The organism is Myxosarcina sp. GI1(2024), from assembly GCF_053543375.1.
Map to the genome: position 1 here is coordinate 114,274 of NZ_JBKGTY010000007.1, position 12,815 is coordinate 127,088.

General features: G+C 41.2%; 13 protein-coding genes and 2 pseudogenes. 4 read left to right on the forward strand and 11 right to left on the reverse strand.

The window, feature by feature from the left end; genetic code table 11:
- Nucleotides 1–72: 72 nt before the first annotated feature.
- Entirely contained in the window at nt 73–2,316 is a 2,244-nt protein-coding gene (locus ACLFKQ_RS22115; RefSeq protein ID WP_449001880.1) for a RelA/SpoT family protein, read from the reverse strand.
- A gap of 349 nt (nt 2,317–2,665) precedes the next feature.
- Here ACLFKQ_RS22115 and patD point away from each other — a divergent pair, with 349 nt between their 5' ends.
- Complete coding sequence (gene patD / locus ACLFKQ_RS22120; RefSeq protein WP_449001881.1) at nt 2,666–3,049, forward strand: heterocyst frequency control protein PatD; 384 nt, start codon at nt 2,666–2,668, stop codon at nt 3,047–3,049.
- A 111-nt stretch (nt 3,050–3,160) separates the two neighbouring features.
- Here the strand turns inward: patD and ACLFKQ_RS22125 are convergent, their stop codons facing one another.
- A complete protein-coding gene (locus ACLFKQ_RS22125; protein WP_449001882.1) occupies nt 3,161–3,670 on the reverse strand; it encodes a pentapeptide repeat-containing protein in 510 nt (169 codons plus the stop codon).
- Between the two features lie 107 nt (nt 3,671–3,777).
- Between ACLFKQ_RS22125 and trpD the strand changes: the two genes are divergently transcribed.
- Entirely contained in the window at nt 3,778–4,824 is a 1,047-nt protein-coding gene (trpD, locus tag ACLFKQ_RS22130; RefSeq protein WP_449001883.1) for an anthranilate phosphoribosyltransferase, read from the forward strand.
- Nucleotides 4,825–4,855: 31 nt separating this feature from the next.
- Here trpD and ACLFKQ_RS22135 read toward each other — a convergent pair whose 3' ends face one another.
- From ACLFKQ_RS22135 to ACLFKQ_RS22170, 8 genes and pseudogenes are all read right to left on the reverse strand, one after another.
- On the reverse strand, nt 4,856–5,068 hold the full coding sequence (locus ACLFKQ_RS22135; protein ID WP_449001884.1) for a hypothetical protein: 213 nt from the start codon (nt 5,066–5,068) through the stop codon (nt 4,856–4,858).
- A gap of 15 nt (nt 5,069–5,083) precedes the next feature.
- A complete protein-coding gene (locus ACLFKQ_RS22140) occupies nt 5,084–5,863 on the reverse strand; it encodes an MBL fold metallo-hydrolase (RefSeq protein WP_449001885.1) in 780 nt (259 codons plus the stop codon).
- Between the two features lie 33 nt (nt 5,864–5,896).
- Entirely contained in the window at nt 5,897–6,487 is a 591-nt protein-coding gene (locus ACLFKQ_RS22145; RefSeq protein ID WP_449001886.1) for an anthranilate synthase component II, read from the reverse strand.
- A gap of 15 nt (nt 6,488–6,502) precedes the next feature.
- Complete coding sequence (locus ACLFKQ_RS22150; protein WP_449002023.1) at nt 6,503–6,934, reverse strand: diacylglycerol kinase family protein; 432 nt, start codon at nt 6,932–6,934, stop codon at nt 6,503–6,505.
- Nucleotides 6,935–7,207: 273 nt separating this feature from the next.
- Entirely contained in the window at nt 7,208–7,729 is a 522-nt protein-coding gene (ybeY, locus tag ACLFKQ_RS22155) for an rRNA maturation RNase YbeY (protein WP_449001887.1), read from the reverse strand.
- A 4-nt stretch (nt 7,730–7,733) separates the two neighbouring features.
- Complete coding sequence (locus tag ACLFKQ_RS22160) at nt 7,734–7,922, reverse strand: DUF3285 domain-containing protein (protein WP_449001888.1); 189 nt, start codon at nt 7,920–7,922, stop codon at nt 7,734–7,736.
- A gap of 48 nt (nt 7,923–7,970) precedes the next feature.
- Nucleotides 7,971–8,687: a diacylglycerol/polyprenol kinase family protein gene (locus ACLFKQ_RS22165; protein WP_449001889.1), complete on the reverse strand. Its 717-nt coding sequence runs from the start codon at nt 8,685–8,687 to the stop codon at nt 7,971–7,973.
- A gap of 301 nt (nt 8,688–8,988) precedes the next feature.
- A pseudogene (locus ACLFKQ_RS22170) lies at nt 8,989–10,318 on the reverse strand (MFS transporter).
- Nucleotides 10,319–10,360: 42 nt separating this feature from the next.
- On the opposite strand from ACLFKQ_RS22170, the gene ACLFKQ_RS22175 reads away from it, so the two are divergent.
- Both ACLFKQ_RS22175 and ACLFKQ_RS22180 read left to right on the forward strand, forming a co-directional pair.
- Nucleotides 10,361–10,924, forward strand: coding sequence for a Uma2 family endonuclease (locus ACLFKQ_RS22175; RefSeq protein ID WP_449001890.1), 564 nt, complete (start codon nt 10,361–10,363; stop codon nt 10,922–10,924).
- Between the two features lie 93 nt (nt 10,925–11,017).
- A pseudogene (locus ACLFKQ_RS22180) lies at nt 11,018–11,564 on the forward strand (IS1 family transposase).
- Between the two features lie 27 nt (nt 11,565–11,591).
- On the opposite strand, the gene ACLFKQ_RS22185 reads toward ACLFKQ_RS22180, so the two are convergent.
- On the reverse strand, nt 11,592–12,815 hold a 1,224-nt coding region (locus ACLFKQ_RS22185), incomplete at its 5' end, for an IS701 family transposase (RefSeq protein ID WP_448998431.1).

Sequence of the window (12,815 nt, forward strand, 5' to 3'; positions counted from 1 at the left end):
CCGAAATCATTTATCTTTGATTTTGATTTTGTTTGTCTCAGCCTTATCTGCCCTTCAGCTATAGAAACGAAATTAGCGATCGCTGTTAATCACCCGATGAATACTCAACACGTCACTCATCTTTTGAATTTTGTGCAAAATGTATTCAAACTGTTGGCGATCGCGAATATCCAAGCTGAGAGAAATTAATGCTGGTCGATTACGACTGGTTTTAACCCCGGCATTACGAATATTAATCCCGCGATCGCTCAACCGCGCCAAAATGTCTTTAAGTACTCCGACGCGATCGAGCGCTTCGATTTGAATGTCTACAGGATAGGTCAAAGCCTGTCCTCGTTCGTCACGAGAATTCCAGCTAACGGGAACTAAGCGTTCTCCCGGTACTTTTTCGACATTGGCACAATCTTGACGGTGAATCGAAATGCCCCGAGAATTTCGGGTTACTACGCCGATAATCGATTCACCAGGCAGAGGTTTGCAACAACCTGCCAGATGATGCAACAAACCTTCTACGCCGATAATTGGTGAATTGCTACTAGGACGAGGAGGGCTGATGCGATCGCTACTAACTGCGATTTCGGTAGCTAATTCTGACTCCTCTTCTTCAACTGGCTGCTGTTCTTTGACTACATCTCGCAAGCGATTGACGACTTGGTTGAGAGTAACTTCTCCATACCCTAATGCTGCTAGCAAGTCTTCTACTGAGGAATAATTGCAGCGCTGGGCTGCTGTTTGCATCGGTTCGGATTTCAACAGCGAATCTAAACCACTTTTACCTAGCTCTTTTTCCAATAAATCTTTGCCGCGAGCGATATTTTCATCGCGGTGCGATCGCTTGTACCATTGGCGAATGCGATTGCGAGCCGAAGGAGTAACCACGAAGTTGAGCCAGTCCAAGCTAGGATGGCTGTTTTTTTGGGTGACGATCTCAACGATATCGCCATTTTCTAAAGGTTGAGACAACATCGTCCAGCGTCCGTTGACTCTGGCACCTTTCATGTGATTTCCTACTTCGGTATGGATGCGATAGGCAAAATCTACTGCAGTTGCTCCCTGAGCTAAAGCAATTACATCACCATCGGGAGTAAACACATAAACATCATCTTCAAATAAATTATCTTTGAGGCTGTCGATATATTCTTGAGCATCTTTGAGATCGTTCTGCCATTCTAGAAGCTGACGCAACCAGGTAAATTTGTCATCATCTGAAGTTACCTGTATGTTGCTCGAACCGGTTTCTTTATACTTCCAGTGCGCGGCAATTCCGTATTCGGCGACGTGGTGCATTTCCATAGTCCGAATTTGAATCTCTATCGGACGACCATTAGAACCGACCACGGTGGTATGTAAGGACTGGTAGCGGTTGGGTTTGGGCAAACCAATATAGTCTTTAAAACGACCTGGAATTGGTTTGAAAGCGTCATGGACTACTGCTAGAGCGCGATAGCATTCCTCATTAGTTTCGACGATAATTCTAAAGGCAGCGATATCGTAAATTTGGCTAAATTCTTTTTGCTGTCGCTGCATCTTTTGATAGATGCCGTAAAGATGTTTCGGTCTTCCCTGAAGTTCTAAGACGTTAATTTTTAGTTTTTCTAAACGCGAGCGTAAGGTTTCCGTTACCCAGGCAATCCTCGCTTCGCGATCGGCACGGCGTTCGGCGACTAGTGCTTTAATTCGTTCGTAGGATTCTGGTTCGAGATATTTAAAGCATAAATCTTCTAATTCCCATTTAAAACGCCCAATCCCCAATCTATTAGCTAGAGGAGCGAATATTTCTCGTGTTTCTAAGCTGATGCGCTTTTGCTTTTTGGGATCGAGATGTTCTAATGTCCGCATATTGTGCAGTCGGTCTGCCAGCTTGACCACAATCACGCGGATATCGGTAGCCATTGCGATAAACATCCGACGAAAATTTTCCGCTTGACGTTCGGTTTTACTAGAGAAGTTAAATTTGGAGAGTTTGGTTACTCCTTCTACTAGCTGCCGTACCTGGGTGCCAAAACGTTCTTCAATTTCTTCTGGGGTTACCTCGGTATCTTCTACTACGTCGTGTAGAAAACCCGCCGCAATAGTTACGCTATCTCCTCCCAAATCTCTCAGCAAGCCCGCAACGGCGATAGGATGAGCGATGTAAGGTACTCCTGATTTACGATATTGACCTTCGTGTAATTTGTAGGCAAAATTGAAGGCGCGACAGATTAAATCGGTATCAGATTCGGAGCGGTCGGACTCCTGTTGGAGTAAACACTCTTTTAGCCAATGAGGGAGTTCTAATTCAGTAGTTGGTGTTGTGGCAAGATAGGTAACTGTCATAAATTGACGGTGCTGGCTAGATGGTATGAAAGCGGAAATGAGAAGATTAACTACATTAGAGTAATTTTCCGATCTCGTTTAAAAAGAAATTTTTCAATTTGCGAATAGCCATTAGTAACGAGTTTAAAGATTAAAAATACATCCTAGTTGCTGATTAATTATCTAACCTAATTAAGTGTTAGCTGGCTAAATCGATCTAGTTTTTTAACAAGCCACAGATTACCTCGTAGTTCTATGACGGAGTCATCTATAACCCTTGATAAAACTTAATTATAATACTTTTGTCACTTAAATAACAGTTAAAAAGTCAAGCTTGCTTAATAAAATTTTACCGTATTCAGTTACTAAAATGTCATCTGCATCACATCAAAAAGCATATCAGGAATTTCAAGTTTTATTAACCGAATTTAAAGAGAATTTTAAAAATCACGAGCCAAAATTCCCTCGAGTGTCAATAACAAAACGCTTTCAGCAATTGCAGCAGTGGTTCGAGCGAAATATAGTTTCCCTAAGCGAAGAAAATTTAGCTCGAGCGATCGCTCCTCGCTGGCAAGCCATACAGCGAGAACTAATCCGAGAATTTCGTTTGTTAGCAACCGATGTAATCTTTTTAGCTTCCTCTCGTCAACCAGCCACTAAAGAAGCGAGATTGAAGGGGATTGACGATCGCCTAGATAAGCTAGTCAATTTCTGTCAAACAGCGATCGAGATTGTCCCAGATGAGCAGCAATAGAGCAAGCTGCAATAGTGCATTTAAATTAAATTAGTTTATCGGGTAATTGAATTTATATAGTAGGGTAGACATTGCCCGTCTTACTATACTCAACACTCAACTAGATTGATTTTACTTACAGCATAGAGAATCGCGAGTTGCAACTCCCGTTTTAGAATTCACTCCAGAAGCATTGGCACATAGTTGTTTAATTTGCCATTTTTCTAAAACCGCATAGGTAAAATCAGCTCCCTCGATCTTTGCTCCTTCAAAAGTGGAAAAAGACAGAATTGCTTCTTCAAAAATAGCATCGGTTAAGTCTGCACCATCGAAATTAGTTAGATAAGCAAATCCATAGCTAAAATCAGCTCCGCTTAAATTAGCATTGGCTAGATTGGAAGCATTAAATACCGCTCCACGGAGATCGGCGTTACTAAAATCAGCTTCTTCTAAATCGACTTTAGCAAAATCAACGCTTTGTAAAGTCTTTCCTGCAAAATCTTTGTTTCTGATTTCTTCTGGACTAAACTCGCTAAAGGTAGAAGGAGTAACAGAAGTCGAACTTGCTGCCAGGAGGGGTCGAGGAAATATTAATACGAATAACACTACCAAAAAAACACTCAGTCGAAAAAAATATTTCATGGATACAGTTAACTTTTGAGCAAATCTAACTTAATAGAGAATACAATTTTAGATTGTAAATCTTCTCGAACTACAACGCGAGTCGCTAATTACAAGTAGAAAAACTAATGATATCTGGCAATACAGATTTAGACTATTCCCAATTACTGCAACAATTGTTAGACCGCAGTTCCCTATCTCAAGTTCAAGCCGCTCGATTGATGAGAGGATGGTTGCAAGCTGAGATTCCCCCTGTCGTCTCGGGAGCAATTTTGGCGGCAATTCAAGCTAAGGGTGTTTCGGGGGAAGAACTGGCAGGCATGGCGCAGGTACTCAAATCTCAATCGCTGCAACAGTTCGAAGTTCGCCACGCTACGACGGTAATCGATACTTGTGGCACTGGTGGTGATGGTGCTGCTACTTTTAATATTTCTACTGCGGTGGCGTTTGTAGCAGCAGCAGCAGGTGTTAAGGTTGCTAAACACGGCAATCGTTCCGCTTCTAGCAAGGTCGGATCGGCAGATGTTTTGGAGCATTTGGGAGTAAATCTTAAGGCACCTACAGAAAAAGTGCGAGCGGCATTAGATGAAGTGGGAATTACTTTTTTGTTTGCCCCTGGTTGGCATCCGGCGATGAAAGCAGTTGCCCCAATCAGAAGCACTCTGAAAGTTAGAACGATATTCAATTTATTAGGACCTTTGGTAAATCCTCTCTGCCCTACCGGTCAGGTAATTGGGGTTTATGACGGTAAGTATATTGACAGCATCGCAGAGGCTTTAAATCGGCTAAACATATCTAAGGCAATTGTTTTGCACGGTCGAGAAAAGCTAGATGAAGCAGGTCTGGGAGATAAAAGCGATCTGGCGATGTTAAATGATGGCAAAGTAAGCCACACTACCATGGATCCCCAGGAATTGGATTTGACTTCCGCACCGCTGAGGGAACTAAAAGGGGGAGATTTGACCGAAAATGCTGCTATTTTACGCAATATCCTTCAAGGTCGCGGCAAGCGATCGCAACAAGACGTGGTGGCTTTAAATGCTTCTTTAGCTTTACAAGTTGCCGAGTTAGTACCTTTCGGCGATAGTGTTCGAGGGGTGGAAACAGCTAGAGAAATTCTCGCCAGCGGTGCTGCTTGGCAGAAACTAGAAAATTTGGTTGGGTTTTTGAGTTGAAATCAGAGAAACTATAAATTTGCCAAACTAATCAACAGTTGCAGCAGCGAACGCAAATTCGAAATACGGCAAAAATTGTTAAAATTTCTGCCAATAGTAAAAATGGTTGAGGTGTCAAGCACAGCCCCCAGAATAAGAGAATCGAGCCGATAATTGCTGCTGTTAGCTGCGCTATTTCTTCAGAAGCTCTAATTCCCCACCAAATGATACCCAAGCCTATTCCCAGAAAAAACAAGTAACTCATGAAGCATCACATAAATTAACTATAATTTAGAACTCGAACCAAAGTACCTTCTTCAGGTAAATCTGACGGCTTCAGGGAAATACTATTACTGTCTAATCTTTGAACTTCCATTTCTGAAGTTAGGGTTAAAAAATCTTCAACCGCGACGAGATCGCAATTTTCTGGGTCGGCAGCAGCAGTAAGATATTGAGTGGGAATAATAAGTTTGGGATTTAAAGCGGCGATCGCTTCTTTAGCTTGTTGGGGATTGTAAGCTTTAGCACCGCCACCGACGGGGATCAACACCACATCTGGACTGCCCATCAGAATTTTATCTTCGATGGTAATTGGTGCTGCCGCACCGCCTAAGTGAAGAATGGTAATTCCTCCCTGATTCCAACGCCAAGCAATATTTTTGCCAAAACGCCTGCCACCTTCTCGGTCGTGTGGAGTACTAATTCCTTGAAATTCAATGCCCCCTACTTGATAATCTCCCGATTGCGTGATGATTCTGGGATTTCCGGCGACTTCCTCTACTGCTCCTTCATCTAGTAAAAAACTACTAATCAAAACTACATCGGCTTCGACTTGAGGAAGGGGATAACCAGCAGTACAGCCAATAGGACGAAAGGGATTGACCAAAACTTTTAACCCATTACCACCTGTAAATAAAAAACAAGTATGACCCAAATATTGAATGGTTAGAGGCTGGTCCGAACTTTGAGCTAGAGATACTGGTGCTGAAGCAACCCAATGGCAAGCGACCGCCCCAACTGCCCCTGCCAAACCGTAACGAATTAATTGTCTTCGTTTCATAAATACTTTAATACTTTGTAATTGTCAGATCGTTTAACTTATAGATTCTAAAAAGTTGCGTAATAGCTGTTTTCCCGAACTAGTCAGGATACTTTCTGGGTGAAATTGGACTCCTTGAATGTGGGGAAAGTTCCGGTGCTGTACTCCCATAATCGTGCCATCTTCTACCCAAGCAGTTACTTCTAAAATATCGGGAATTGAAGCGCGATCGATTACTAAACTATGGTATCGCGTCGCCGTAAAGGGGGAATCGAGACCTTTAAACACGCCGACGTTTTGATGACTGACTTCAGAGGTTTTGCCGTGCATCAAATTGGGAGCAGAAACTATTTTACCGCCAAACGCCTGCCCGATAGACTGATGTCCCAGACAAACTCCTAAAATAGGCAGCGTAGAACCCAATTTTTCGATTAACTGTAGTGAAATTCCTGCATCTTCAGGGCGACCCGGACCTGGAGAAATGACTATACCATCGGGTTTTAATTCTTCAATCGTATCTAAATCGATGCGATCGTTGCGGTATACTCGAATATCTGCCGCAACGGGTAATTCTTTTCCTAGCTCTCCTAAGTATTGAACTAAATTATAAGTAAAACTATCGTAATTATCGATAACTATAATCAAATTCAATCTCCTCCGTTACAAGAATGATATGAGGGGTTGCAACAAAGGTGGTAATAAGATCGAAGTAGCTACTAGCACTGCTGCGATCGCGCCTACTAAAACTGCACCAGCAGCACAGTCTTTGGCAATTTTAGCGAGTTCATGATAAGTTTGCTTGACCGTCAGATCTACTACCGCTTCAATCGCCGTATTGATTAATTCTAAAACCATCACCATGGCGCAGGTTAAAAAGACGATCGCCATTTCCATAGCCTGAATTTGTAAATAAATACCCAAGCTAATTGCTACTAAGGCGATTGCTGTATGAATTCGAAAATTTCTTTGAGTAACAAAAGCGTATTTTAATCCCGCCCAAGCATATTTAAAACTCAAGAATAAATTGGGTGCAACTTGCCAAGCAAAACGCCTGATAATTGGTTTATCGGCTGAATTAGAAGCATTTCGCATCACATTGTCAAAAAATGACAAAGTTTGAGCTTTTCTGTTAGTTGATTCAGTCATATTAACCTAAAAACCTCTAGGGTTATCCTCACACTCGCTCGTTAAAATCGAGCAACGCTCAAAGCAGACTGGAGCATCTCTGAAAGAGACAAAAGGGGGCTAGAAGCGACCCTATTTCCTCGCCAGTAAACTTTGAGTTCGATCTTTGTTGTTTATCTCTGTAACTAATCCAGTATATCTTTGACCTTTTCAATTACCAAACCTCCATCCCCCGTAGATTTAACTCCCTAGTATCCTAATTGCTGTTAATAAATCTGACTGTCGAGCGAGCATTTGGTTCAGACTAGCTTTGTCAGGATGATCCCATCCTAAAAGATGAAGAAGACCATGACTCGACAGCCAAGCAAGTTCGGTTATTAAAGAGTGATTTTGAGTTCTTGCTTGGGCGATTGCTGTATCGAGGGAAATAATCAGATCTCCTAGATATACTGGTTCGCTGTTAGCTATTATTTGGGGAATGTCTGCTTCTAAAGCAGCAAAAACCAAAACGTCTGTTGCCTGGTTTTGATGACGATATTGACGATTGAAAGTGGCAATTTCGCGATCGCTAGTCAATCTCAAACTCAGTTCGTAGGCACTATTAATAGTAGTAAGCTGAGAGCGCAAACATTCGAGCCAGGTTTGAAACCAGTAATTCCAATCGATCGAGGCAATACTGTCTAAATCAACAGTAGTCAATTTCTCGGTGTCGATAGTTTCAACATAGACAGTAAGCTCGATTTGAGCTGAAGTTAAATTCATATAGCTATGGTTTGGTCAAATAAGCTAGACCGATTAAAACTGTTAATAATCCCACAGTAGTCAAAAAAAAGTGCCTTAAAGATCTTCCTCCTTGACGCACCATATTACGCATTGCTAGCTTGACGTAACTATCTTGAGGTCGATTATCTGAAAGCGACTTATCGATATCTGGGTTTGAAGTAGAATTTGTCATTAGAAGTAATCTCAAAAATTTTCTTAAGTTAATTCTAAGAAAAATTTATCAATTTAGTATCATTCGAACACACCAAAAACACAATACAGCACTACCAACTGGAACGGTTAAATTGTCAATCCCAAACATAGAAAAGGTTTCTAAAGCAGTAGCGACTACCGCCACGATCGAAGAAATCATCCAATTTTGCCAATTTTGACTTTGAACCGACAGAATCAGCAAACAAGCTAAAAAAGCAGATACTGCCATGGTCAGAGACCCCTCCCAGCTTTTGGTAATCTCCCCAACTCTATAGGTATGTTTGCCAAAACGTCGTCCGATGATTGCCGCCATGCCGTCTCCCCAAGCCATAATTAGGATGCCAATTGCCGTATACTCTGGATAATCCTGCCAAAAACAAGCGGCTAAAACACCGATACTAACTGCGTAAAACAGCGTACCCAAACTTTTGCGTCCGACACTATTAATGCTAGGAAGAATCGGCAGAAAATAAGAAACCACGGCGATCGCTGCTGCAATTATCGCCGCCGCAATTATTACTGTAGTAGAAATATTCAGCCACCAAGCCAGCAAAATTACGTTGCCGCTACCAATATGAACGATTTTTCTGGTTAATTCTGAATCTCTAGCGACAAAACGGCTTATTCCCTCGGCTAGAAGAACTAAAATTGCTAGATAAATCAGAACTAGACCCAGAGGAAACCACAGGGAAGATCCTAAAGTATCTGATAATATTAAACTATCCAAGTAACTCGTACTCTCCATTAGTTTTTGGAACTACTGGTAAAACAGTAACTATAAACAGAAAACAGGCAGAAAAGTGAACGCGTTCGAGTTGCTAGACTTCTCGAACATAAGTCGTGTCAGTTAAGAAAGTACCTAGAAGCAATAATTCTGTCTGCCTCTGTGTCCAGTATCTGTATTAACTATAAAGTAAATTAAATTTTCGCAACTCCCTAGTGGTCAGTCAAGCTTGATTTGAGGAATAGGAAACAGTTTCACCTAGCTCGTTAGTCTTTTTGTATAGTTTTTATTAACGGAGCTTTTCTACCTCTCAGCAATCAATTTACTCTGTTACGTTTTCTACTTTTCCGCCTTCTAGTTGTCGAAGTTGCGCTAATCTAAAGCCTACTGCACCGACTAAAAACATCGCGATCGCACACCCCACATACAGTAATGCCATCCCCGCACCAGCACTGTCACCAAAAATAGTAGCAAACAGAGAACTTAAAATATTTTCTGACTGCATCGCAGGTTCGAGAAGGCGTAGCGAAGCCATGCTATCAAGCTTATCGCTCAACGGTCCTGCTATCAAAGTTGCGATCGCACTTACCAACTGTAAAACTAAAGAATTAGCAGCAAAAACTCTTCCCTGAAGTTCTGGTGGAGTAGCTTCCATCCATAATGCTGTTTCTGAACTGCCTAATAAGGGAAAATTGAGGGAAGAACAAAATTGAGCGGGTAGCCAAACGGTTATATTTTGACCCAAACCAAAGATAGTTTTAGCGATACCTGCTCCCATGTATCCTGCTAACATACCACTGACACGACGTTTAGTGCCTCCCCAAGTACTTAACACCACTGCACCAGTAACCCCGCCGATACCTGCTGCGGAAGATACTGCTCCTAAAACTTGGGAATTATTATCAGAACGGGCAAGTATCATTGGTTTAAAGACTGCCCCACCTAAATCGTGAGCAAACCAAAATGAAGCCGTGATTAACAATAAAGCACGCAAACCGTCACGTTGCCAAATATAACGAATTCCAAACGTCAACTCAGCCCAAAACTTCCTTCTGCCCTCTGCCTTCATCAACCTGGGGAATTCGTATCCAAATTAAAGTAGCGATCGCTACGATAAAAGTTGCCAAGTCAATCGGTAAAATACCTCCCAGACCAATAATCGGATAGAGAACACCAGCTAAAGCAGGAGCAATGATAGCCGAGCTGTAGTGAACAACAGAATTCATGCTGTTAGCGCGGGTGTAGTTTTGCTGAGAGACGAGTAAGGTAATAGAAGTAGAATAAGCTAGTTCTTGAATTTGACCAAAACCACCATTAATCGAGGCAGCTAGATATAGATGCCAGATCGCGAGATTTCCCGACAAATATAGAATTAAAATTCCTAAAGTAGAACTAGCAGCGATAAGCCTGACGGCATGGCTTCGCTACGCATCTCCGAGAATCATTGAATGTTTGCGGTTGACGCGATCTACTATGATGCCAGCAAACAGAGAAATAAAAATACGAGGTAGTAATGAAAAGAACCCAACTAAGGCTAAAGCTGTTGCTGAACCTGTTAATTCCCATGCCCAAAGAGTAAGAGCAAACCTTGTCATATAATTGCCAATGTTGGAAATTAATTGACCGAACCAGATGAGGACGAATTTACGCATGAAGCAACTAATATATAAGTAGGAAGTAGGGAGTAGGAAGTTATGAATAAAACGATTAACCCAATCCGATGGACGATTTACGACTTAGACGCACTTCCCGAACACGAAGGTATTCGCCGTGAAATTATTGATGGAGAATTGTTTGTGACTCGTGCGCCTCATTGGAAACATCAAAATATTATTACTAACATCAGTGCTCCTCTTCATGATTGGTCAAAGACATATTTCGGTTTTGTCATTCCTTCTCCTGGCATTATTCCATCAAAAGAAGATAGCGTTATTCCCGATCTGGTTTGGGTGAGCAACGAGCGATTAGCAGCAATAGAAGACGAAGCAGGACATTTCACTGGTTTTCCCGAACTAGTGGTGGAGGTGCTTTCTGCTGGAGAACGCAATATCTACCGTGATAAGCAGGCTAAGTTAAAACTTTATTCCCAAGGGGGAGTTCAGGAATATTGGATAGTAGATCGCTTTAACCAACTATTAGAAGTTTATCGCCAAGAAAAGGGACAATTGATGTTAGTAGAAACCTTGATAAAAACTAATAGTTTAACTTCCCCTTTATTGGCTAATTTTTCTTTGTCTGTTTCTCAAATTTTTGCCTAATTTAAACTGCTTGCACTGCTCGTACTGCTCGGTAGTCCTAAAAAGGAAAGGATAAGGAAAGATAGTAAGTGGGTTTATCTTGAAAGTTCATTCATGTCAGAGTCCTTGTTATCTTGTCCGACTTGTGGTTCTCATGCGAGCGTCAAAAATGGTCAAACTCGTCATGGAAAACAAAATTATCAGTGCAATGATTGTGGTCGTCAGTTTGTGAAAAATCCTCAATGGAGAAGGATTCGAGAAGAGACAAAAGTTTTGATTGACCGATTGCTCTTAGAGAAGATTCCGTTAGCTAGTATTGCTCGTGTTCTCAAGATTTCCGAACCTTGGCTACAAAACTATATGAATGGGAAATATGACGCTGTTCCTAGACAAGTGGCAGTACAATCCAAGCCAAAAGGGCGTCTAACCGTTCAGATGGATGAACTCTGGTCATTTATGATAAGGGCAACGAACAATGGGTGTGGCTTGCTCTGGATGTCGTCACTCGTGAAATTGTAGGTTGTTACATTGGCGAGCGCTCTAGAGAATCAGAAAAACTCTATCTTTCTCTAAGAAGCTAGAAAATTACATTAGTGCAATCTGGTATTTTATTCATCATTACAATGCTTCTTTACCTGTGTATTCATCCTTTTCTTTTTAGGACTACCTAACGGTACTTAAACAAAAATCAAGCCCAAACAAAGCCCAAACTAGCTTTATAAGCTACGAATACGTCGCGATTTTGGTTCAACCATTGGACAAAACGATAAGATATACCTGTACGAAAAGCTTCTAATGCTTCAGGAAATGTCTCCAAAGGTTTGTTCGCCCAACGTCTTCTTAAACCTCCAGTAAGCTTATGCCAAAGGATAAAAGTATAGGCACAAAAAACTAGAATAAAATGTCTTTCCAAACTCTTCTTATCTCTAACTTGATACTCTTTTAATCCTAACCATCCCTTGGCTTCTCGATAGAAAACTTCTATCCAGTTTCTCTGAGCATAAGTTTGAACTATCCATTGCTCGGTTACTATTTCTCCCTCAACATTTGTGAGTAAGTAGTCAATATCTTCAGCATCTTCAAAGATTGGTGCACTCATGACGATAGCTATTTTTCTGATTCCTTCTAGCCTTGATATTTCTGCTTCTATTATTGCTACCCAGACGGTTCTAGGTTTTTCACCCTGGATTTGAATCTCCTTAAATTCCTCATCAGATAACCATTGAGCATATTCATCTACTCTGATTTTTTCTAATTGATTTGATGGAGTTTTAACCAAAATATTACGATTTTTAGCGATTCCTCCTATATACTTTAATTTCTTTTTTTCCAGTTCGAGTAAAACAGTTGTGTTGTTACCATAGGACGAATCTATTAATACTAGTCCTGGTCGATATCCCCTCTTCAAACTTTTATCGATTAATTCTAAGGCTAAGGTGGGTTTTTTCTTGAATTCTCTGTCTTTCTTTCCTTCGGGCAACGAATTACCATGTTGATATAGTTCTATGTCTAAAGGTAAGCTTTTTTGGCCATCATATAGATGAGTTGTTACTACAACATTGCCATTATCTGTTTTCCCAATTTCCCCAATATATTGACGACCTACTGCTGCGGTAAAGTTACCACTTTTTCTATGCCCAGAGTCATCAACAATTAGACTAAATCCCTTACTGATTCTCGTTTGATTACACTTGTTCATCACTTCTAAGCGACGTTCATTTATCTTGTTCGCTGACCAAGTTGCTTCAGTTAAGAAATGGTGTAATTTGTGGTATGTGACCTCTACTGCGTCTTTAGCCATTTGAGATACATTTTTTCGCTCACTTTCCCCTAATAATCCTCCTAAATAATGTCTGAATTCCCTTTTTTGCGCTTTAGTTCTCAGTAAATCATCAAACTTTTGACACCATCT

Coding starts and splice junctions, on each gene's coding strand:
- ACLFKQ_RS22135 (WP_449001884.1), bottom strand. CDS start 5,068: ATGAGTTACTTGTTTTTTCTGGGAATAGGCTTGGGTATCATTTGGTGG.
- ACLFKQ_RS22125 (WP_449001882.1), bottom strand. CDS start 3,670: ATGAAATATTTTTTTCGACTGAGTGTTTTTTTGGTAGTGTTATTCGTA.
- ACLFKQ_RS22115 (WP_449001880.1), bottom strand. CDS start 2,316: ATGACAGTTACCTATCTTGCCACAACACCAACTACTGAATTAGAACTC.
- ybeY (WP_449001887.1), bottom strand. CDS start 7,729: ATGAATTTAACTTCAGCTCAAATCGAGCTTACTGTCTATGTTGAAACT.
- ACLFKQ_RS22150 (WP_449002023.1), bottom strand. CDS start 6,934: ATGCGAAATGCTTCTAATTCAGCCGATAAACCAATTATCAGGCGTTTT.
- trpD (WP_449001883.1), top strand. CDS start 3,778: ATGATATCTGGCAATACAGATTTAGACTATTCCCAATTACTGCAACAA.
- ACLFKQ_RS22175 (WP_449001890.1), top strand. CDS start 10,361: ATGAATAAAACGATTAACCCAATCCGATGGACGATTTACGACTTAGAC.
- patD (WP_449001881.1), top strand. CDS start 2,666: ATGTCATCTGCATCACATCAAAAAGCATATCAGGAATTTCAAGTTTTA.
- ACLFKQ_RS22140 (WP_449001885.1), bottom strand. CDS start 5,863: ATGAAACGAAGACAATTAATTCGTTACGGTTTGGCAGGGGCAGTTGGG.
- ACLFKQ_RS22160 (WP_449001888.1), bottom strand. CDS start 7,922: ATGACAAATTCTACTTCAAACCCAGATATCGATAAGTCGCTTTCAGAT.
- ACLFKQ_RS22165 (WP_449001889.1), bottom strand. CDS start 8,687: ATGGAGAGTACGAGTTACTTGGATAGTTTAATATTATCAGATACTTTA.